Below are 23,322 nucleotides of genomic sequence, written 5' to 3'. Positions count from 1 at the left end.
CGGTATGGTATAATGACCGCAAAGCGTCATTATACCTGCGCATATGGTATAATGACCGCAAAGCGGTCATTATACCTGCGCATATCGGTTTCTGCGTACACCGCAGAAATCCGCGCGCTAAATTCCGCCGGAGGCGCCATATCGGCGCAGCGGTATGGCAATGACCGCAGAGAATTTTTTCAGATAGGAGAAGAAGGTATGAGTAACGTAACAGAAAAGTTTTTCAAGTATGTCTCCATTGACACTCAGTCTCAGTTCGGGCAGGAGGCGATTCCAAGTACAAAAAAGCAGTTTGTACTTGCTGAAAAGCTGGCGGATGAACTGAAGGAGATGGGAGCGCAGGACGTAAAAGTCAGTGAAAACTGCTATGTATATGCGACGATTCCGGCAACAACGGACAAAGAGATACCGGTACTTGGATTCATTGCACATATGGACACCACGCCGGATTATTCGGGGGAACCGGCTAACGTTCAGGTGGTAAAGAATTATGACGGAAAAGATATCCTGATGAATCAGAAAACAGGCCTTACGATGAAGGTGGCAGACTTTCCTCAGCTTGCAGAATATAAGGGACAGGATCTGATTACTACGGACGGATCTACTCTTCTCGGAGCAGATGATAAGTCCGGAATCGCTGAAATTATGACGATGGCGGAGTATTTTCTGAAAAATCCATCCATTCCTCATGGAACAATTAAAGTCGGATTTACGCCGGATGAAGAAATCGGCCGGGGAGCAGATCAGTTTGACGTGGAAGGATTTGGTGCCGATGTGGCCTATACGGTAGACGGCGGTCCAGTAGGAGAACTGGAGTTTGAGAACTTTAACGCGGCATCTGCGAAAGTCTATGTAAGCGGTTCCAATATTCATCCTGGAACATCGAAGGGCAAGATGAGAAATGCCATGCTCATGGCTATGGAATTCCACAATATGCTCCCTGCTTTTGAAAATCCGATGTATACAGAAGGGTATGAGGGATTCTATCACTTAAATGATATGAATGGTTCTGTAGAAAAGTCATATCTGAACTATATTGTCCGTGACCATGACCGCAGCAAGTTTGAAAATAAAAAGGCATTTATGAACCGCGCTGCTGCTTATATGAATGATAAATACGGGGCAGGTACCGTAGAGCTGAAGATGGTTGACACGTATTACAATATGCGGGAAAAGGTTGAGCCCGATTTCATGTACCTGATCGATCTTGCGAAAGAGGCCATGGAAGAACTGGATGTAGTGCCGAATGTGATTCCGATCCGCGGCGGTACGGATGGAGCGAGGCTTTCCTATATGGGCCTTCCGTGTCCCAACCTTTGTACAGGCGGGGAAAACTGTCATGGAAAATTTGAATTCGTCAGCATTCAGTCTATGGAAAAGATTACGGATATCCTGATCAGAATTGTAGAGAAATTCGAAGCCAGATAAGAACCGTTGTGCGTCCCGGGCATGCAGAAACTGTCTGCAGCGGCCTGCTCGCAAGTTCATGGTGATTTTCGTGAATTTTATGGAAGCGAGGAACGAACGTAAATAAAATGACCATAACCCATATTTTGGACCTGGCAGCGGCCTCGGAACAGAATATGGGTTATTTTCTGCCGGCATACGGTAAAGGATGATGGAAGAACCAGGTTGTAGAAGGAGGAACAGACAGCAGTGAGAAAAATGATATTCAGATGTGTCCTGGCGCTGGCGGCGGTAGGATTTCTGGCCGGCTGCCACAAGGGAGAAGAGAGGGTCGCAGAAACCGTTATTCAGACAAACGCTGTAATCGAAGTGACAAGAAGGCCGGAGGAAGAGACGGCCCCCCATTCGGTAGAACCGGATTCCAACCCGCTGGCAGGCCTCCCATCCGGGACAGATGAGGGCGGCGACCCTGCCGGTGAACAGGAGAGCAGCCAACACGTGACTCTGCTGTTTGGAGGCGATGTCCTCCTTTCCGATCATGTTCTGAATGCATATGAAAAAGCAGGTGGAATTCATGGAGTACTGGATGAAGGATACCGGCAAGCCATTCAGGAGGCTGATTTTTTTATGGTAAATCAGGAGTTCCCATTCAGCGACAGGGGAACTCAGGCAGAGGATAAACAATTTACCTTCCGCCTTCCGCCTGAGAGAGTATCCATATTTCAGAAAATGGGAATCGATGGAGTCACACTTGCCAACAACCATGCACTGGATTTCGGTCAGGATGCACTTATGGATTCTGCAGCTGTACTGGATGCGGCCGGAATTCTCCATACTGGGGCAGGAGAAAATCTGGATCAGGCAAAGGAGGCTGTAACTGTGAATATCCGTGGGATGAACATTGCCGTTATCGGAGCTACGAGAGTCATACCGGAATCAAGCTGGGCGGCGGGAAAGAACCATACGGGCATGCTTGCCACATATGACCCGGCTGTTCTTCTGGAAGAAATCAAAGAGCTGAAAGAAAAGAACGATTACGTAATCGTTTTCGTCCATTGGGGAGTTGAACGGGATGAAATTCCCCAGGATTATCAGAGGATTCTTGGACAGCAATATATTGATGCGGGCGCGGATTTGGTGATCGGAAGTCATCCTCACGTACTCCAGGGGATCGAATATTACAAGGGAAAACCAATTGTATACAGTCTGGGTAATTTCGTGTTCGGAAGCTCGATTCCAAGGACAGCGCTGCTCCGTGTGACACTTCCTGAATCGGAGGAAAAGACAGCAGGCGGTGATATTGCAGAACCCGCTGAAACAAAAGGCATTGTGATGCAGTTAATTCCAGGAACATCGGGAGCCGGTTTTACGAGAAGGCTGACCGATGAGGAAAAGCTGCAGGAATTCTACAATTACATGGAAGGAATTTCTTTCGGAGTAACATATGACCGGTACAGCGGAGAAGTTGTCACCGAATGATGAGATTAGTTAGAATGAGGGCATGAGGGCGCGCCAACGGCCGTAAGGGTACCGGAGGCGGCCCTTCTTTCATACCATGCTGTATTGAAACAGGCTACGGGAAAACAAAGTATTGGAATAGCCCCGCCACAGTACCGAATACAATCGAAGAAATACACATGACCGGCGCAGATTTCTTATCGTCCCTTGCAACCAGGATCACCATGGGTATTGCCAGCACGAGATATGTAATTCCTCCTTTCAGCCAAAAAGCGGTTTTTATATTCAAATAATATAAAATGAATGGAGCGGTCAGGTGGAATACAAATGCAGAAGCAACCGAATATTTATCAAGTTTCATTTTAACCATAGGCAGCACGTCGGCTGTACCTATGATAATTCCTAAAATCAGCAAATATAAAATTATCATATTTTTTTCCTTTCGATATTATTTCGGAAACTGACGTATCCGTTTGTAATGCTCAGAGTTTATCAGCTGTTCAATGACGGCCCCGGCAGAGACGGGGGACTGGTAACATGGAAACGCTTCGAAGGAACATGCAAGGGCATCCAGATGTTCCATCTCTTCTCTGTATTCCGAAAGAACTTCCTCTTTCAGAGGATGCAGCCCGGCATATTCCAGGTTCTGAGGATTGATCCGTCCCTGGGAAACGGCGTAGGCAACCCGCTTTTTACAGGAACAGAGCGGAGACCCGGCGAGACCACAGTACTGTTCCAGAAAGTCAGCCACTTTTTTTCTGGATCTGGACAGGCGCTGACGGTATGCGGCTGGTGAGATACCCAGAACATCACTGGCAGCCGTGCTGCTAATTTTAAACATGGTTCCCATGATGAAAATACATCGGCTTTCCGCATCCAGACATTGGAGAAGTACGTTTGTACACGACAGCTTCAGCTCGTCCGCCATCTGTTCTCTGCTCACCTCATCAATGATCTCATCCGCTTCATCAATCTTGGCATAGCGGATATCGTTTCCATAGAACTCAAAATCCAGAGGTCTGTGAACGAACATAGACTTTTTGTAGTTCAGCAGATAATTTACAGCCAGCCGGTACACCCATGTCTGAAACATACATTCCCCCCGAAAGGAAGAGAGCTTCGTCATCACACGGATCAGGATGTCCTGAGCTGCATCTTCTGCGTCCGGTACGGTTCCCAGCATCCTCAGGGACATGTTGAAAACGATATCCTGAATACTTGTCAGGAGCATTTCCAAAGCTTCTTTATTTCCCTCAACCGAACGCTCAATCAATTCTCTTGTTTCTAAATCCGTATATTTAAGATTCATTTTTTTACCTCCATAAAGTTTAGACAGTCATGAGACGTGCCTGTGACATAATTTTGAAAAAATATTTGATGTATATGCACGAAATAAATCGTTTTTACATTTGAAAGTATACTACAAATTTCTTCATAATCCAAAGGATCGCTTATAAATGCGAAAAAAGGCCGTTATTCCGTGTTTTTGTTGTCTTTTATTATGGTAAGCTGTATAATTATATAAACGTTAATGTCACAAACGGGAATAACATGCGGCAGCCTCGCAGTTATGTCCTTATGACAGTGAAACTTGATTAAATAGGGGATGTTTTCCGATTGAAATTCCGGAAACTATACACTGTGAATCGTAGAAGGGTATTGTTTTGCCAAGCCTGTGCCTGCCGAGAAGTTTGAGCGGACGGTTCTTCACATGAGGGAGGGATAAATATGTATCAGTGCAGTCTTCAAATTTCTGTTTTCAGCAATAATTCTGTAATTGGCGAGACAGTCCGCAGGATTCCTCCGCTGGAACATTTTTCTCACTGCGTGATTGAAAGGACGATTCCTGATCCTCAGCTGTTATTGGACAGCCAGGTGGTGATCTGGAATCTGGGGACGGCGCTTCTTCCGGCAGAACTGCGCTCCCTCTGTAAAAAAGAGGCAGTTTTGATCTACTGCGGGGAACACGAGCGGATCGGACGTTTTGAACCGGCAGAATTGGAAGCTGCGGATGAATTCTGGGACATGCCGTTTAATCGGGAACGCGTTCGGATATGCATGGAACATATCTTTAAACGCATAAAGCTTGAATATGATCTATACATGACAAGAACCTATCTGGATACCGCTATAGACAGCCTTCCTGATATGATGTGGTTTAAAGCTCTGGACGGCACTCATGTGAAAGTCAACAAGGCATTCTGCTCTGTAGTCGGAAAATCCAGGGAGGACGTAACGGGGCAGGATCACTGTTACATATGGGGCGTTTCTCCAGATGATATTGAGAACGGAGAGGCAGCCTGCAGAGAATCCGAAGAGGCGGTCATGAAGGCCCGCCGGACTCTGCAGTTTACGGAGGAAGTGAAATGTTCCCGCGGGATGCGCCAGCTCCGCACTTATAAAACGCCTATTATCGACAGGGACGGCGTAACAATTCTGGGTACGGTAGGAATCGGACATGACGTGACTGATCTGGGGAACATGAGCACAGAGATTGAGATTCTGCTTCAAAGTATGCCCTATGCCATTCTCCTGTGGAACAAAGAAGGACGGATACTCAATGTCAATGCAAAGTTTGAAGAATATTTTCAGACGGATAAGACGAAGATACTGGATAGAGATTATGAAGACTGGATAGCGGAGGCGTTTGAGGAGCCGCGCACGATCAATAACGAAGGATACGTTGAGGCCAGGGTATCTCTTCCGGATGATTCTGTAAGAATGCTGGAGGTTCATGAGAACATCATCTATGATATTTTCCATAATGTTGTTGGTAAGCTATGTATTTTCCGGGATGTGACAGTGGAGCGCAGCCTTGAGAAAAAGATTCTTCACAGTTCCAATACAGATTTTTTAACAGGACTTTATAATCGTAGATGTTTTTATAAATATATACTCAACAACCGCGATGATAAGACAGTCAGCCTTCTGTATATCGATCTGGACTGCTTTAAGGAGATTAACGATACATATGGACATAAGGTAGGGGACGCGGTCCTGATTCATACGGCCGAAGTGCTGATGGAGAGCTTCCGGGAGGACTTCGTGACGCGCCTCGGCGGTGATGAGTTCCTGGTGGTCCGTCTTGGAGATTGTTCGATTCGGCAGCTGGAGATGGAAGCCGGCAGCTTTCTCAAGGAGATTCGGAGGGAATTCCAGGCCGCCGGACAGGCAGTATCCCTGTCAGCAAGTGTGGGGATCGCCCAAAGCAGCGATGCGAATATAGATATTGACCTGCTGATCCAGAGAAGCGATCAGGCTTTATATCGTGCGAAAAATGACGGGAGAAACCGATACTGCGTGTACGGGGAAGATGAGTAAAATGCATGAATACGGCGGCGAATAGCACACGATCTGCCATGTTACTGCCTGTGTTATGAGCGTATAGCGATATGGCACCAGAAACGTCCTGTGGTTTTTCTAACCATCAGGGCGCTTTCGTGGTGTCACAGTAAAAAAAACCACTTGCTCTGCACAACATCATAAACTTAAGAGTCACTTGAAGGAATCTGTCTGAAAGTAGGCAGATTCCTTTTATTAGGATGAAATATAAGCAGGGGTGCATATGGAAAAATCCTACATACAGAGATTCCAAAAATTCTCGAATCGGCTAATGGATCCGGAACTTGCGAATCATGCAAGAAAAAAAGATAGCAATACTTTTACAAGAGATCATAATATGTCATAAAAGATATGCTGCTGTGCTGCCTTTCTAAAAAAGGGCTTACTACCATCTTTGAGTTTAGAAATTATTTTAAACAGAAAGCGGCCTGGCCTATGCAGTTATCCGTACAGGGATATTTACAACTGAGAAAGCGTTTAAAACCAGAAGTAGTGCGGATATATCCTTCTTCAGCAAGCAGTTTCATCACTTTGTGGACCGTAGCGATTCCCATCTGCGTGGTAATCGTCTGGTATAGATATTGATATAGCTGTTGATTCCGATCCACCGATTTGGGTTCCTTTTATGAAAACGTTCTCATTATTAATATGCAGAGAAAACGCAGAGATTTTTATTCATAGCTGCTTTTTAAAATTAATTTCATGATATCAGCACTTTCATCTCTCTTCAACTTGATTTCCTAAGGCTCCTATGCTAAACTTTGCTTATAGTCAAAAGGATAAAGAGGCGTTTTGCCTTAAAATCCCGAATTGTTGTTGTATTCTGGGGGAAATTGAAAAATGAACATACGGAATTCCATGTATCAGCTGGTCATTGCTTTAATAGTTGTTCCTTTTTTAATGTTCGGTTTGTTGCTTACATTTACATATAATGTTAAATTGAAAAAAGTAGTACAGGAAAGTCTTGAAGCCGTGGCAAATTCACAGCTTGCTGAAATGGGTGATTTTTGTGGGCAGCAGAGAAACAATCTGAATATTCTGGGAAGTATGGATGTATCACAGGCCGCTCTGCGCGGGAAATTGGATCAGGATATGCTTCGATATCTCGATAATATTCTCTATTCCCGCGTACAGGCCACTCAATATCTGAAGAGTATTATGCTGGTAGACACCAATAATCACCTGATTGCCTCCAGCAATGAAAGTTCAGCGGCTCATGCTGATCTGGGATTAGATACACTGATTGATCGAATGAATGGAGATTCTTTTTACATTACTAATACTTTGAGCTATCAGCAGAATGGCAGGAACGTGCAGTCAGTCATAGCGATTGCAAAAATAGCGGATCACGACAAGGTTATAGGATATGTCCTGTCCGAAATCAATTTGGACTTCTACGATAATATACGTAAGCGGGCAAAGCTCTGGAATGAATCCACGTTCTATCTTTTAGATGGAAACCAGAACATTATCAGCGCTGGTACACAGGATGATAAACGTGAAACTTTCGTCACATCCAACGAGGAGCGGAAGGATTACCAGGAAAAATATAACGCCATTGACTTTGCTGCGCACCCACAGGGGAGCTTTACTTACCGGGTCGGCAAAAATAGCTACATCACTTATTATTCCAATGTGGAGTATACGGACTGGCACGTCCTGCTGTCGGTGAATATGGACTGTTTCCTGAGCCGGGTGCAGATTTCATTCCTTTTGTTTAGTTTCCTTATGCTACTGTGCACCATACTGACCGTGCTACTGGGGCGGTTTGTATCCAGGCGTATTGTGCAGCCAATCCATCATATCTCTGATACACTGAATGGAATCCAGCAGAATCAGGATTATTCCCTTCGTATAGAGACTGTCAGGAAAGACGAGTTGGGCACATTGTCGGAGGAAATCAATGGTCTGCTCTCTTTTATTGAAACAGAAAATGTAGCTAAAGCCAAAAGAGAACAGCTTTTGCAGGAGATGGCGCAAAAGGACGCTTTGACCCAGGTGTATAATGCTGAAAATATCCGCAGGTATCTTTCAGACGCAATAGACCGTCACCAGTCGGACAGTACACCCATGGCTGTGCTGTTTGTGGATGTGGACGATTTCAAGGCGTTTAACACAAACTATGGTCATAGCGTGGGAGACCAGGCGCTCCTGTTCATCGCGTCCCTGCTTGTGCGTGAAACAGGAGGAATTGTCGGACGAGTGGGCGGTGATGAGTTCCTATCCATTGTAGAGGAACGGGAAAGGCTGGCAGCCTTAGAGTCTGGCCTAGACTGGGTCAATAACCCTTCCCACAGCCGGTTTGTCCTTCGGGGCAGCAGAAAAAGTCTGCTGGTGGCCTGCTCAATCGGCGCGGTTGTGGTGGATTTTAAGGAGACTCATGGGGAAAGCATAACAGCCGAACAGCTAATGGGGATAGCGGATACGGCCATGTACGAAGCAAAAAATAATGGTAAATGCAGATATGTGATTCAGCACTATCCAATTTAGATGAAAAAAAGGCATTTGCCGTTTCCATAGAAGGCATGGAATAGATTGTCAGTAATCAACCGGTTATGGGGTGCAGGAATATCCGGCCTGCACAAAGGCGATTGGAGGAATATCAAATAATAAAAAACATGAAAATACGTTCCAGGCTGCTGGTTTCCTATGCTGTAATTATTTTGATATCAATAACAGCCAGCGTTGTGGCGTTATCATGAATTAAGCAGCCTTTCTGAAAGTATGAGGACAACGGTCAATCGGCTTTTTTCCATAATTGGAGATTTAAAGGATCTGTTAAAAAAAATTGCTGATGGTAATTTCGACCTGCTTAATAAGGTTGAGCAGGTCTACGTGGGAGCCTGCTGCTCACCCTGTAGCAGCAAAATACTGATTTAAGTAGCACAATAGGAGAAATTAATCAATCCACGGTTTTAACGTTTGGGAGAGGAAAAATGCAGGATAAGCAGTATGTGAATATGAAAAAAATTTAGCTTCGCAGAACAGCAAAATCTTCCGTGGATGGGAATGTGGTACGGGGCAACAGGTAATCTTAAAAACCGGTGGACAGGACACGATGACTCCTGAAGCGGCTGAAAGATTAAGGCGTGAATACTGCATGATGCGGATGGTTGATAGTCCTCACGTTGTAAGAGCCCTTGGAGAGATCACACTGGACGGACGCTATTATCTGAAAGAACAAAGCTGTCCGGGAATTTTGCTGAGGCAGCTTATTAAGCATGACGGCATGGAATGGGCGGATTTCTATCAGATAGCAGGCCAGATGATAGAGGGACTCAGCGCCCTGCATGATGTGGGTATCATACATAAGGATGTCAACCCGTCAAACGTGATTTACGATACAGAGTCGGGCCATGTGGTACTGCTGGATCTGGGGATATCCACCGTTTTTTCCTATGAAAAGGCAGAGGGAATCAAGCCTGATAACATAGAAGGCACTCTCCGTTATCTAGCACCAGAACAGACAGGCCGGATTAATACCGCCCTTGATTACCGTGCTGATTTTTATTCCCTTGGCATTACATTCTATGAGATGGTGACAGGACATTGCCCATTTGAGGCGGAGACACCTACGGAAATGGTATTTTCCCATATTGCAAAAACACCTCCTGATATTCTGGCACAGCGTCCGGACACACCGCCCATGCTTGCAGAAATTATTAATAAGCTGCTTTCTAAGATGGCGAAAGACCGATATTTTAGCTGTGAGGGGCTTCTTTATGATATAAAAAGAAGTGTCAATGAGAAAAAATTTGTACTGGGTGAGAGGGATTTCAGCCGGCGTTTTGAATTTCCGCAGCAGCTCTATGGGCGGGAACGTGAAACTGCCCAACTGAACGGTGATCTTAAGGAGGTTATAGGCGGCGCCAAAATCCTTGTTTCCATAAGCGGATATTCCGGCATTGGCAAGACCTCGCTGGTAAATGAAATACAGGAGAAGGTCCTGCTGGCCGGTGGATTATATCTTTATGGTAAATTTGACCAATACCACAGGAATGTGCCGTATTATGGCTTTTTCCAGGCAATCAAACAGTTTTGCGATATGGTTTTTTTGGAACCGGAGGAGAAAATCAGAAGATGGAAGGAAGGGCTTACGGCGATTCTGGGCAGTGATACAGGGCTTCTGACCAGCAAGGTGGCTGAGCTATCTCTGTTGACCGGCAGCCAGCCGGTGCCCGGGGATTTCACGCCCCTTGAGGAACGGGTGCGTTTTAAGACTGTTTTGGGAAAGCTTCTGTCGTTTCTGGCGTCACCCGGGCATCCGCTGATTATATTTTTGGATGATGTACATCTGGCTGATATGGGCTCCATGGAGATGCTGGAGGAAATCATCAGGAATGATGAAATCCGCTACCTGATGTTGGTTGTCTGTTACCGGGACAACGAGGTAAATGAAGCGCATCCGCTTATACACAGTCTAAATAAAATAATCCGGAGAAAAGGGAGAGTCACTCAGCTCAACTTAAAGGGGCTGGATATGGAATGTGCTGCCCAGATGATAAGCGACATATTAAAGGCCAGCCGCGATAAGGTCTCACATCTGGCGGAAATCATTTACAGGAAAACAAAGGGCAATCCATTTTACATCAAACAGTTCCTGCGTCTGTGCAACTTAAAGGGATATATAAAACTGGATGTGGAATTAGGGAACTTTTGCTGGGATACAGAGAAGATACAAAATTGCCCGGCACAGGAAAATGTTGTGGACTTTCTACTGAGCAATCTTGAACAGATTCCCAAAGAGACACTTCCGCTTCTTTCCGCAGGCGCCTGTATTGGACAGAGCTTTACGGCGAATGACGTATCATTCTATGCCGCCTGCCGGAGGGTGAAGTTGTTAAAAGATTCGTTGTGGCCGTAGACTTGGAAATACTGGTTCCCATAGAGAAGAACTTGGATACGGGCCGCCAGTCCCGGTTCCAGTTTTCCCATGACAGGTTCCAGGAAGCGTTCTATAAGATTATGCCCCAAAAGGAGAGGACCAGTATCCATTATCAGCTGGGAAAACGTTATGAGCAGAGGGCGCTTGAAGAAGATGATATGCAAGAGCGGCTGTTTGAGATAGCGGACCACTATGCGAAAGGGCTTGGGGAAGCGCCGGATGAGGATGAGAAACTTCACATTCAGGAGATACTGCTTAGGGCAGCAAAACGGTGCGGGCTGGTATCTGCTTTTGATACGGCGTCCCGCTATCTGGAGCTTCTGCTTTCGCAGCCGGAGATTCAGAGTGATAAGAACCGTTCTTTTCTCATACAGGTTTACAAGGAATACCATGCAGTACTGTGCAACATGGTGAACGTGGAGGAAAGTGACCATATATATGGAGTACTTTGCGGCATGGTGAAAAATCCTGAGGAACTGGCAGACAGCTGCTGCCTGCATATCACAAGCCTCTCAACCAGGGGACAGTATCAGGATGCATTTGCACTTGGAATTGGCCTGCTGGATCAGCTTGGAGTGTCTTTTACAGGGGAGGACATGGAGCAGATCCTGAAGCGGGAGACGGAGTTGTTTTATCAGGAGCTTGAAGCCCTTGGTGAAGACCATATTTTGAGTAAGGAGGAAGCGGAAGATCCCAGGGAGTTTGTAATCAGTAAGCTGCTAAACCGCCTGTGTGCGCCGGGACTGTTTTTTAATCCGCTCTATTCCTTCTGGACCATATTGACAGCTGCCCGACGGATTTTTCGTTATGGCTATACGCCATACGGCCTGCAGCTCTATTCCAATCTGATGGTGCCCCTGGCTGCGCTGTGCGGGGACTACAGGACTTCCTATATGGCCGGGAAAACAGCGATGCATCTGGCGGAAAAGCATCAGTACAGGGAGGTGATTTACAGCATATATCATCTGTTTGCCCTTCATACGTGCCATTGGTTTGAGGATATCGCCAATGTAATTTCCTTTGCCAGGGAATCCATCAAAGGGAACGCCCTGATGGGGGAATTTGAATATGCCTGTTACGGATACTTTACCGCCATGACCGCGCTTATGGAAACATCGTCCCATATCGATGAACTTTGGAGTGAGGTGGGACCCGCTATCAGCTTTGCTGAAAAAACGGGGAATTACCATTCACTTGGCACATTTTACAGTTTCCGGCAGTTCTGCCGTAGCGTGCGTGGGGAGCTTGGGCAGGATGGCAGTTTTGACGGAGAGGGATTCTCTGAGCAGGCGCATACCGGACAATTTGCCGATAATCATATGGCAATGTGTTATTTTTATGTGCTGCGGGCCTTGACGGCGGTTATTTACAGGGACTATGAGACAGCTTACCGAATCTGCCGCTATAGCACGCCGCTTATGCCTTATATCACTGGCTTCTATCCAGTTGCATTACATAATTTTTTGTATTCATTATCAATCTGCAAGGTTTTATCTTCTGAGAAATATGGGGCGGAAACGCAGATTCGTCAGGAATTGACAGAGACCCTCAATGAGAACCAGAAATGGCTGGAAGGCCGCAGGAATGACGCGTTCGGCAACTTTGGACATTTTTACCTCACCATCGAGGCAGAGAGGAAGATTGCAGATGGCTTTGTGGCGCAGGCTCTGCCTCTTTATGAGAGCGCCCTGGAACATGTGGAAAAACATGCGGGCAATCTTCATCACGCCATCATAAGCGATCTGATTGCCCTGTGCTATGAGGAACTGGGTATCCGGAGCGTAGCAGAATATTACCTGCACAGAACCTATCATCTTTATGTCAGCTGGGGAGCGGAGGGAAAGTGTGACCTGATGAAACGCCAATATCCGGGGCTGATTAAGCATCAGGAGTACGATGAACCGGAACAGTATAGCCAATCAGAAAGTAACCTTTATACGACCACATCTCTGGATATGAAATCTGTATTAAAGGCTTCCATGGCTATCTCGGAGGAATTACAGCTGGAGGGGATTCTGGAAAAGCTGATCTACGTCCTTCTGGAATGCGCGGGCGCGCAGAATATATACTATCTGAACAAGTTGGATGGACAGTACGAAATAGAGGCTGAGGGGCATACGGGAACGGAGGACACATGCGTCCTTTCCAAGCGGATTGCCCATGCAGGGGATATTCCGTTCAGCATCGTAACGTTTGTGGAAAGAACATTGGAAACCGTTATTCTGGACGATGCGTCAGCCTCCAGGATTTATGGAAAGGATTCCCATATAAAAGAAAACAATTGCAAATCAGTCCTTTGTATGCCAATTATTGGCAAGGGAGAGCTGAAAGGGATTCTGTATCTGGAAAACAACCTGGCTGCCGGAGTGTTTGACCAGCACAGAAAGGACAACCTGATTCCGATTGCGGCCCAACTGGCCATTTCACTGGAGAACGCTTATCTGTATGAACATCTGCGGTTTCTGGTGGAGGAGCGGACGAAAGCGCTTAAAGAGGAAATCCAGGTGCGTAAAGAGGCTGAAGCAAAGCTTGCGCAGATGGCGAATCACGACCCTTTGACAGGTCTGCCCAACCGCCGGCTGTTCCATGAGATTTTATCCGGAGCTCTTTTAAATGCGGGCAGGAACAAAACCATGGTTGCCGTCCTATTTGTGGATTTAGACGGATTTAAAGAAATCAATGATACCTATGGACATGAAGCAGGCGACATTGTATTAATAACGGTTGCCGGACGTCTGCGCAGTTCAGTACGAGCAGGTGACACGGTATCCCGAATGGGCGGAGATGAGTTTGTGCTGATTCTGGAAGGGGTTGAAAGGGAAGAAGAAATAAAACAGGTCTGCAACCGGATTCTGCGTGAAACCAGGGAGCCGCTGCAGACATCATTAGGAATCAGTTTGATGATAACCGTATCCATTGGAGTCAGTATCTATCCAAAGAACGGTCTTGAGGTAGAGGCGCTGGTCACCAGTGCAGATAATGCCATGTACCGGATAAAAAGGAGTCATAAGAATTATTATTCCTTTGCCTAAAGTACTTTGAAGGGAGCAATCCGATGAAAACAGTAAAGATGTTTATGACCTCTACTCTGCATATCCTGTTGTGCGGAGATTTCCCGGAAGACTTAAATTCTGATTTCTCAGAGGATGTCTGCGCCATATGCATCGTGTATTGTTAAAACAAAGTGGAATGTACCGAATATTAAGGAGCAGGATATGAAACGTTTAATAAGCAGGGTTGCTGTACCAATGCTGATTGTGTCACTTCTTGGTTTTGTGATTTATTTTCTATCCTCACGGATTGAAGGGCAGATGGAACAGTCTGCCACGGAAAATGTTCGGGAGATTGTCCAGGTAATTGAATCAAGCATTGCTGAAATAAGAAGGAACGATGTGACCGCATCTCACCGCCTCACGGAATTTTTTTCGTCGGAAAAGGACACGGTCAATCTTTTAAAGCGCATGCAGGAAGACAGCCCATTTGCGAGGATTTCTTTTGTCCCTGCTGATTCTGATACCGGTATCAGCAACCGGGGGAAGGCATTTACCATAACATCTCTCCCCGATTGGGAAGAGATGCAGGCTGGGGAAAGAGAGATAACAGACGTTTACATGAGCGACTTAGGCGCATGGACCTACACAATCAAATGCCCTGTTTATGAGAATGGGCACTTTTCAGGTGATTTGTATACGGATGTCATCATGGAGCGGTATGATGATATCCTGCCAGACTCCATTTATCAGAATAAAGGTCTGATTTATATCCTGGATGCGAATACGCTCCGTTTTATTTACGAACCCACCAGCACAGAGGTTATTATATCAGGTAAATATGATCTGCACAGCTTTCTGAACGATTTCGGTATCCTGGATGAGAAGTTAGAGCAGGATATCAGCAGTGCGATTGAACAGCGGGTGAGCATCATAGCCAAGATGATCGTCTCAGATGAATCCTCCTATGTATATTTCTGGCCGGTTGATGACGGGGAGTGGTACCTCTGCGGTATAATCCCGGAACAAAGCATCCAAAGGGAGGGGAAAGCAGTGACGCAGACCATAGCGGCCACGAGTATTCTCATCTTTGGAGCCGCTGCGCTTACCTTCCTTTTTTATACCTGGTACAGCAGTAAAAACCAGAAGGTGCGTCAATACCAGATCGATCTGTTCCATGGAATTGCAAAAAGTATTGACCATGTGGTACTCTTGTACGACTGCGGTACAGGATCGTTGGAGCTGGCGTTTGATAATATCAAACGGATTCTTGGAATTGACTGGCAGTTGCTCAATGAAAACGGTGACATTCGGCTGCTCACAGAGGAACATAGGAACAGCAGGCTGTTTCAGATCCTGCGTCCGGAGACATTTCAGACAGGACTTGAACTTATGGAACGGACTATATGGAACAACCCGGAAACAGGAGCCGCGCAACATCTGGAGATAGAGACCACCTATATCATACTGGATAATAAGAAAAAATGCATCCTGTCAATCCTGGATGTCACCAAGGAAGAGCAGATGCAGGAGTCGCTGCGTGCTTCGGTCCTGGCAGCTCAAAACGCCAGCCGCGTAAAATCTGATTTTCTCTCCCAGATGAGCCATGAAATCCGGACGCCGATGAACGCCGTGGTGGGAATGGTCCAAATTGCAGAAGCGAAGCTGGATGACCGGGACCGTGTGCTGGACTGCCTGCATAAAATCAAGTCGTCCTCCCAGCACCTACTTAGCCTGATTAACGATATCCTAGATATTTCAAAAATAGAAAGCCAGAAGATGTCCCTCTCAGAGGAGTGGTTTGGATTGGGCGGTCTTTTAGATGATTTAAACAATATCGTCTCAGTACAGGCGGCCATGAGAAATCAGCGGTTTGTTATACAAAACAAGGCTGGCAGCGTGGAGCTGCTGGCGGACCGTATGCGGCTCAGCCAGGTGCTGATGAACCTTGTTAATAACTCCGTCAAATATACGCCGGATGGCGGCCATATCACGCTTACTGTTACACAGAATCCATCCAAAGGAAATGATTACTGCCTGATGCATTTCTGCATTGAAGATAACGGAATCGGAATGAGTGAAGAATTCCAGAAAAAGCTGTTTACTCCATTTGAACGGGAGGACAATCAGACGGTCCGCGCACAAAATGGGACGGGGCTGGGACTTTCCATTGTCCAGAGCATGGTATCCCTGATGGGAGGTACCATCCGCGCAGAAAGCACCAAGGGAGTTGGAACTTATTTTTATGTGGACATCGAATTTAAGTGTAAGTCGGCCGGAATGACTGAGCAGGCTGCACCGGTAATGGAAGCATGTGATTTCAGCGGAGTCGTAATCCTGCTGGCGGAAGATAATGAACTGAACCGTGAAATTGCTTATGAATTTCTTGAGATGGCAAATGCCAGGGTAGAGTGTGCAGCGGATGGCGTGGAGGCGTTTGAGAAGTTCCGGGATTCGGATCCAGGGCATTTTGATATCATACTGATGGATATGCAGATGCCAAGGTGGGATGGGTTGGAAGCGGCCAGGAATATCCGGGCATTGGACCATCCGGACGCGAAGAGGATTCCAATTATTGCCGTGACGGCCAATGCCTATTTTGAGGATGAGCAGAAATGCCTGAAGGCCGGAATGAACGATCATATAGCCAAGCCTTTGGATGTTCAGGAATTTTATAAAAAAGTAAAAAAATATCTTTTTAACGGCAAACAAGAAGGGGAAAATCATGATTAAAAGAGTAAGGCGTGAAATGGCGGTAATTCTTGCAGTGGGTATGGTTCTGGGATTGACGGCCGGATGCGGGAGAACTGACAAGGCTTATATTATAGAACAGAGCAAGGAAACAGTAAAAGAAGAGCTGGTATTTTATTCCTCAACGGCCAAGGGAAACGAGGTCCGGGAGGGAGGTATCATGCATTCCATGCAGATGGCCATTGATGAGTTTGAGCGTACACATCCGGATATCGATATCTACAATCCTACACGCCTATGAACTCTCAGGAAAAAAGCTATGATGATGTTGTGCGTGACCGTGTCAGAAATAACATGGGGGATGACCTCTATATCATGAATCCGGATGTGGCATATGAAATGTACCGGGAAGGATACCTGGCTGACCTCTCGGATCTGACATCGGTGCAGTATTTAACAAAAGAGGCCCTGAGCCAGTGTACTGTCGATGGAAAGGTTATTTCCGTGCCCATGACCATGCTCTGCTATGGACTGTTCGTCAACGAGGATCTTTTGGATCAATGTGGACTGGAACTGCCGAAGACAAAACAGGAGTTCCTGCACTGCTGTGAGGTGCTGAAGGAAAACGGAATCATGCCTCTTGCAGCCAACCGCTGGTGGATGGAGACGTTCGTGCTGACACAGGGTCTTGCATCCCTTTATATTGAGGATGGGCGCGAGGAAAAAATTGCCGCACTCAACAGTGGGGAAACACCCATCAGCCAGTATATGCGGCTGGGGTTTGAGTTCCTGCAGGATATGATGGACCGGGGGTATTTTGATGTGGATTTTGCAAGAAATGCAGAAGCGGGAGATGAAAGGGAGCAATTCTTGAATCAGGAGGTAGCGTTCGTTGTCCACTATGATACGGCGATTCAGGACCTGGTCTATGGGACACACGAATTCAAGATGGCATTCATCGGTTTCCCTACGGATGAATATGGGCAGGTGAATCTGTTTAATGCCGCGCAGCGTATCTGTATCAGCAGCAAAACGACGAATCTAGAGATGGCGAAAGAATTTGCCAACCAGATGACATCCAAAGAGGTTGCGGCGGATTTATTAAAAAACAGCGGCGGTTTTCCGCCTAGAAAGGATATAGAGTTTGAACGTCCGGAAATTCTTGCCACAGCTTATGAAAATGTGAAGGCAGGCAGGGCCATGCCAGGCTCTAATCCGGAAATTAATTTAGAGCAATGGGGAACTACCTGCGTCATGGTACAGGAACTGTATAAGGGGCGCAGCGTAGAGGATATAATGGCGGAGTTTGATGCACAGCAGATGCAGCTTGTGCATCCGGGCCAGTGAAATGACCAATATAGCTTATGTATCAGACCGTTCTGCACAGATGGACCGAATTGCCTGAGGACGCAAATTTATTTTACAATTAATAGTTGTTTCCCATAATGGCCTCGACGTGAGAGTTTAATCCCTCTCAGCCGGTAAAGCAATCATTTATACCGGCATTATTCTGCGGACTAAGAAGCGGTGCGAAAGCCACCCGAAATGGGCGGGCTGTAAAACCACCTAAAAGCGACAGCAGCCTTCGGCTATGAAAGATCCACAAATACGGAACCATGAATATGATAGCTATAGTTGTATTGGTAATAATGGAACCATAAAAAACGAGAGCACCTTTAATGCAGCGTTGGAGCGTATCTAAGGAACACCCGAAGAAGGTCTACTCCTGAATAGAACAGCCTGGTCGCGCACATATGCCTCAAATTCGCTTAGATAAGTCCGGTAGCCAATCCGCTCCGCAATCCCCCTTACCTGCTCCGCAAGGGATATATTCTGGAGCGCATGGATATCATCGAAAAGTTTTACAACCGCATCAACATTTGTATCGCGGCAGTTTGGGTTCTTTCGGACATTTCGGATTAACGTATCCAGGGATAAGTCCATAGTTCCCCGAAAATCAATTTCCCGAAGGTATCTGACCGGCTTATTTAAGATTTGAAGCAGGTCGCTGGTCTTCCAGACCCAGTTTATAATACGAAGGTAGGATAATGTCTTCAAAGATAAAATGCTCGTAAACGTCTTTTATGGCGTCATTCGAGGTGTAATCGATACGTCTCCGTTCAAATTCCGCAGCTACATCGTCCAGCTGCATGTTCGTGCGCGCCAGGATGGCGATTTGAGCGGGGTCGGTGCCAGCGGCTGTGATACGGCTGACAGTAGTAGAGAGATAATCAAGTTCCTCTTTCCGATCTGTCAGTGTTTTATAAATCACTTCCCCATGTCCATCTCTTGCTGCCTTGATATCCTTACGGAAGCGTTCCGTGTTATGCTCAATCAGGCTCTTTGCAGCTGTGATAATCTCCGGTCTTGGATCGGTAATTGATATCCATAGATATTTTTCCCTGCATTGCCTTAAAATTTTCGGATTAATTAACAGCAAGTTCCTGCATAGACAGAGCATATCCAGGTCATGTCACTGGATAGCTTCTGGCTTCTGGAAACCCTTTTAAAGCTTTCATGCTTCACCATGGACGATAAAGCAAACCAATTGGCTGGATCCATTTGTCTGAATACCCGGGCAAAGCGGGCGGAGGCGCTTGACGTCCACCATGCAGGAATAAGAAAAATGCCAGAAGATGTTTTTATCCACTGGGAGGGGGAACTGAAGCTTAAGTCACTTGCTTATGTAAAAGAAAACGAATATGAGTTCCTGATTTGCTCGGGCATAATTAAACCAGAGGATAAGGAAAGAATAGAAAAACTGATCACGACCGATTTCGTATAATACTCAGCCAAAACATCAAAAAACCTCATCCGCAGGTTTTAGAAATTTTACATAATCAATATCTGAATATTATAATGAAATACATTTCACATACAGGTACAGAAGCAATCATGAGGAGGGTTACATATGCCAACTATAACACTGGGAAGGACCGGCATTGTCACGGATAAGAACGGCTTCGGCGCACTGCCGGTGCAACGGGTCACGAAAGAGGAGGCGGCAGCTCTGCTTTGCCGCGCTTACGATGGAGGCATCACATTTTTTGACACGGCGCGCGCCTACACCGACAGCGAGGAGAAGATTGGTTACGCCATAAGCGATATCCGCAGCCATATTTTTATCGCCACCAAGACAGCCGCGATGACTGCGGACGGATTCTGGGAGGATTTGGAGACCAGCCTGACGCTGTTAAAGACCGACTATCTGGATATCTACCAGTTCCACAACCCTGATTTCTGCCCAAAGCCGGATGATGGGACGGGACTTTACGAGGCGATGCTGAAGGCGAAGGAACAGGGAAAGGTGCGCTTTATCGGGCTGACCAACCACCGGATTGCCGTGGCGCGCGAAGCCATCGAATCCGGGCTTTACGACACGCTGCAATTTCCGTTCTGCTATCTGTCCGCCGGACCGGATTTGGAGCTGGTGAACTCCTGCACGGAGCGGAATATGGGCTTTATCGCCATGAAATCCCTGTCCGGCGGGCTGATAACCAACGCAGCGGCGGCTTACGCATTTGCAGCCCAGTATGACAATGTGCTTCCCATCTGGGGTATCCAGAAGGAGCATGAGCTGGAGGAGTTTCTGCGCTACGTGAAGGAGCCGCCGGTTATGACAGAGGAGCTCCGTGCGCTGATTGAGACGGACCGCCGTCAGCTTGCCGGCAGCTTCTGCCGTGGCTGCGGTTACTGTATGCCGTGTCCCGCCGGAATAGAGATTAACAACTGCGCCCGCATGTCCCTGCTTCTGCGCCGTTCCCCGTCCGCATCCCATCTGTCGCAGGAAGGGCAGGAGAAGATGAGGAAGATAAAGGACTGCCTGCACTGCAACCAGTGCGTTGGCAAGTGCCCGTACGGTCTTAACACGCCGGAATTGCTGGAAAGGAATCTGAAGGATTATGAGGAGGTTTTGGCGGGAAAGGTTATGACGGCTGGGAATTTTTAGCGGTATTTAGCGCAGGCTGATTTTTAAATCCATACAATAATAGTGCGGCGGGACTGATATAACATCCAGTACCCGCCGCGATTTTAGTTCAGACTATTCTTTGTCCGGCCGGTAGTCGCGGTTGCGTCAATCACTACTTCTATAAACCGGCGCAGCACCGCCGAAACTTCGGCGCGGGTGGCGTTTCCCTGCGGGTCAAAGCGGTTTCCGTCCTTGCCTTTCACGATACCGGCCCGCTGCATGGCGGCGACTTCCTTTGCCGCCCAATCGCTGATCTTATCGCTGTCGGCGAAGGTGACAGCCGCAAGCGGCGTGGGAATGGAGTAGCCCATCTGTCCGGCGTAATTTGCCATCATCACCGCCATCTGCTCCCGCGTCACTGGCGCGTCGGGGCTGAATAAGCCCTCGCCGGTTCCGCTTACAATACCTTTCTGCGCCGCCCACTCCACATAAGCCGCATAGTAGGCGTCCGCCTTTACGTCGGTGAAGCTGCGGGTCTGGCTGCTGTCCGGGTTTACGCCCGCCAGCCGTCCCAGGGCGGTGACGAACATGCCCCGCGTCATAGTGCCGTCCGGGGAGAACTGGTTGTTGCCCGTGTCCCCCAGGGGAGTTTCTCTGCCGCCTGCGGCGTCATTCACCTTCCCGGAGAGCAATCCCCGCGCCGCCACAAACTCAATATCTTCCTTTGCCCAATGGTTCATAATGTCGGTAAACACCGGGGCGGAAGCTTTGTAGGCCACGCCGTAGGTGGAGAAGTGGGGGACCTCCGCCATCACTGTGCCGGTGCCATGCTCCGGGGCACTCTCTCTGCCACCGCCATTTACCCTATAGCTGGATTTGTTCAGCCATGTCACGGCTCCCTTGCCGTCCACATAGACCATAAACAGGCTTCCTGTGACCTCCTCAGCAACGGGGGCATAGTTCAATGTAATTGCTGCCGAGCCGGTCGGGAAGTTCACCGGAACCGTGACAGGGTTCCCGTTACCGTCCGTATAGCTGATGATGAAGTCATAAACCGGGTGAGTGCCAATCTGTATCGCCGCGTCAGGAAATGCGCTTAAATCGGCAGGAGCGGCGGCAAAGGTGATATTGCCTGCCGTAGCCGGAACCGCCTCCAGAATCGCTTCCAGCGCCGCAGAACCAAAGGTCATGCCTGCCTTGTCACAGCCAAGCGTCAGGCGCTTGCGGTCATCCGCCAGTTTCTTTAAGTCGGAGCGGGAGATGGTCTGGCTGATGTTGTCCCCCGCAATCGTGTAGCTGCTCTGCGGTTTTGGCTCGGTGTAGGAGCTTCCGCCGCCGGACGAAGAACCCGTCACAGGTATCGTCTTATGGACTACCGAAAAATTTACAGTTACCGTGGCTTTGATGCTTTCGGTGGTGATGGTAAGCGTCTCACTGTAGTCTCCCGTATCCAACCCGGTCTTGGGCTGCACGGTAAAGGAAACTGTGCCGCCCGCCGCAACCGTGGCACCGGGCGAGAAGTCTCCCACCCAATAATTCGTGGCGGTGGGCTTGGTCAGCGTGACACTCTGGTTACCTGTGTTTTTCACAGCCACGGTTTTTCCGGCGGGGAACGAATCTCCTTTGGCGACAGTGCCAAAGTCCAGGACCGCCGTATCCACTTGGATGGAGTAAACCGGGTCAGCACTTGTTTCGGGGAATACCGCCGTGACGGTTTTGCTGTCCGCGCTGTTCGTTGCCGTCGCCCCATCCACAGTAAAAAAGTCTGCCGGTACGCCCTGCAGGGTGTAGCCGTCCTTGGCGTTCAGGGTGATGGTTGCCGTGTAAACGGTCCCGGCGGCAAATGTACCGTTGGGACTGGGGTTCCACGCCACCGTACCGGTGTATTGCGGTGTCTCGGCGATGGTTGTCACAGGGACCGAGCCAGAGGCGGGGGGTATGATACCGGGAATGACCTGAATGGTGATACGGCTCAACGTCCTGATTTCTCTGCCGTCGGAAGCCTCGTCCGCGTAGATGGAATCGCCTGTCACACGGGCGAAGAAATAATACGCGGTGTTTTCCTCCAGACCGGTAAAGTCCCGCTCCGCCTGCCAGTCGCCGCCAATCATGCTGGGCGTTGCGTCGGTATCGTTTTTCGCGTACTCCACCATACCGTCTCCCTTGTGGCTGACAGGATTCAGGGTTACGCCGGTTGCGGTGATGCTGGCAGCCGTTGGCGAGGCAATCAAACGGGTTACTTTCAGCGTATATTTGCCGCTGCCCTGGAAGGCACCGGAGCCAACCAGGTTTCCATTGCCCCGGATCTCGCCGTCATTGGTGAGGGTATGCTCATTGGTCAGAGTGTAGTCATTGGTGAGGGTGGAACCAATGGGTATAGTCAGGTCGCCGGGAAGTGTGAGGTCCCCTGGCAGGGTAACATCGCCCCACACCTTGCCATCATCACCCTCAAAGATTAAGCCGTTGATCAGGTTGGGGAGATCGCCGCTTCCATTTTCACCCGCGCCGATGTGGGCCCCATATCCAATTCCCCGTGTTGCAAATATAATGGAGTCTCCGGTGATGGAGATGTTACCGCCCGCGCCACCGCCGCCGCCGATGCCCGCGCCGCCGATGCCCGCGCCGCCGCCCGCGCCGCC

General features: G+C 48.0%; 15 protein-coding genes. 11 read left to right on the top strand and 4 right to left on the bottom strand.

The window, feature by feature from the left end; all coding sequences use genetic code 11:
* Window positions 1-198 precede the first annotated feature (198 nt).
* The gene (gene pepT / locus DXA13_RS19500) at window positions 199-1,428 is read left to right on the top strand and encodes a peptidase T (protein ID WP_118246687.1); all 1,230 of its coding nucleotides are present in this window, start codon (window positions 199-201) and stop codon (window positions 1,426-1,428) included.
* A gap of 237 nt (window positions 1,429-1,665) precedes the next feature.
* Window positions 1,666-2,886 (top strand): CapA family protein, encoded by a 1,221-nt coding sequence (locus DXA13_RS19495; RefSeq protein ID WP_118246686.1) that lies wholly within the window; start codon window positions 1,666-1,668, stop codon window positions 2,884-2,886.
* A gap of 94 nt (window positions 2,887-2,980) precedes the next feature.
* On the opposite strand, the gene DXA13_RS19490 is transcribed toward DXA13_RS19495, so the two are convergent.
* The gene (locus DXA13_RS19490; protein ID WP_118246685.1) at window positions 2,981-3,295 is read right to left on the bottom strand and encodes a hypothetical protein; all 315 of its coding nucleotides are present in this window, start codon (window positions 3,293-3,295) and stop codon (window positions 2,981-2,983) included.
* An 18-nt stretch (window positions 3,296-3,313) separates the two neighbouring features.
* Window positions 3,314-4,174 (bottom strand): RNA polymerase sigma factor, encoded by an 861-nt coding sequence (locus DXA13_RS19485; RefSeq protein WP_118246684.1) that lies wholly within the window; start codon window positions 4,172-4,174, stop codon window positions 3,314-3,316.
* Window positions 4,175-4,593: 419 nt separating this feature from the next.
* Here DXA13_RS19485 and DXA13_RS19480 point away from each other — a divergent pair, with 419 nt between their 5' ends.
* From DXA13_RS19480 to DXA13_RS19445, 7 genes are all read left to right on the top strand, one after another.
* Window positions 4,594-6,186, top strand: a complete 1,593-nt coding sequence (locus DXA13_RS19480; protein WP_118246683.1) for a diguanylate cyclase — start codon at window positions 4,594-4,596, stop codon at window positions 6,184-6,186.
* 861 nt (window positions 6,187-7,047) lie between these two features.
* Complete coding sequence (locus DXA13_RS19470; RefSeq protein WP_118246682.1) at window positions 7,048-8,697, top strand: diguanylate cyclase; 1,650 nt, start codon at window positions 7,048-7,050, stop codon at window positions 8,695-8,697.
* Window positions 8,698-9,199: 502 nt separating this feature from the next.
* On the top strand, window positions 9,200-11,071 hold the full coding sequence (locus tag DXA13_RS19465; RefSeq protein WP_278287070.1) for a serine/threonine-protein kinase: 1,872 nt from the start codon (window positions 9,200-9,202) through the stop codon (window positions 11,069-11,071).
* Window positions 11,062-14,124: a diguanylate cyclase gene (locus tag DXA13_RS19460; RefSeq protein ID WP_118246680.1), complete on the top strand. Its 3,063-nt coding sequence runs from the start codon at window positions 11,062-11,064 to the stop codon at window positions 14,122-14,124. The genes DXA13_RS19465 and DXA13_RS19460 overlap by 10 nt, the downstream gene beginning before the upstream one ends.
* Before the next feature lie 183 nt (window positions 14,125-14,307).
* The gene (locus tag DXA13_RS19455; RefSeq protein ID WP_181995758.1) at window positions 14,308-16,815 is read left to right on the top strand and encodes a hybrid sensor histidine kinase/response regulator; all 2,508 of its coding nucleotides are present in this window, start codon (window positions 14,308-14,310) and stop codon (window positions 16,813-16,815) included.
* A complete protein-coding gene (locus DXA13_RS19450) occupies window positions 16,808-17,074 on the top strand; it encodes a hypothetical protein (RefSeq protein WP_118246678.1) in 267 nt (88 codons plus the stop codon). Before DXA13_RS19455 ends, DXA13_RS19450 begins: the two co-directional genes overlap by 8 nt.
* Window positions 17,071-18,120, top strand: a complete 1,050-nt coding sequence (locus DXA13_RS19445) for an ABC transporter substrate-binding protein (protein ID WP_118246677.1) — start codon at window positions 17,071-17,073, stop codon at window positions 18,118-18,120. Before DXA13_RS19450 ends, DXA13_RS19445 begins: the two co-directional genes overlap by 4 nt.
* Window positions 18,121-18,757: 637 nt before the next feature.
* Here DXA13_RS19445 and DXA13_RS19435 read toward each other — a convergent pair.
* Window positions 18,758-19,213 carry a 3'-5' exonuclease gene (locus tag DXA13_RS19435; protein ID WP_181995757.1) on the bottom strand — a complete coding sequence of 152 codons (456 nt, stop codon included), beginning with the start codon at window positions 19,211-19,213 and terminating at the stop codon, window positions 18,758-18,760.
* A gap of 30 nt (window positions 19,214-19,243) precedes the next feature.
* Here DXA13_RS19435 and DXA13_RS19430 point away from each other — a divergent pair, with 30 nt between their 5' ends.
* Together DXA13_RS19430 and DXA13_RS19425 are read left to right on the top strand one after the other, a co-directional pair.
* On the top strand, window positions 19,244-19,558 hold the full coding sequence (locus DXA13_RS19430) for a hypothetical protein (protein WP_118246674.1): 315 nt from the start codon (window positions 19,244-19,246) through the stop codon (window positions 19,556-19,558).
* Between the two features lie 126 nt (window positions 19,559-19,684).
* Complete coding sequence (locus DXA13_RS19425; RefSeq protein WP_118246673.1) at window positions 19,685-20,722, top strand: aldo/keto reductase; 1,038 nt, start codon at window positions 19,685-19,687, stop codon at window positions 20,720-20,722.
* A gap of 83 nt (window positions 20,723-20,805) precedes the next feature.
* On the opposite strand, the gene DXA13_RS19420 is transcribed toward DXA13_RS19425, so the two are convergent.
* Window positions 20,806-23,322 (bottom strand): S-layer homology domain-containing protein (locus tag DXA13_RS19420; RefSeq protein WP_181995756.1); only part of this gene is annotated, 2,517 nt, incomplete at its 5' end.

This window comes from Clostridium sp. AM58-1XD, assembly GCF_003464085.1.
Taxonomy (GTDB): Bacteria; Bacillota; Clostridia; order Lachnospirales; family Lachnospiraceae; genus Lachnoclostridium_A.
Note: the sequence above shows the minus strand (reverse complement) of the source record. Positions and strands in the feature narration are given on the sequence as shown.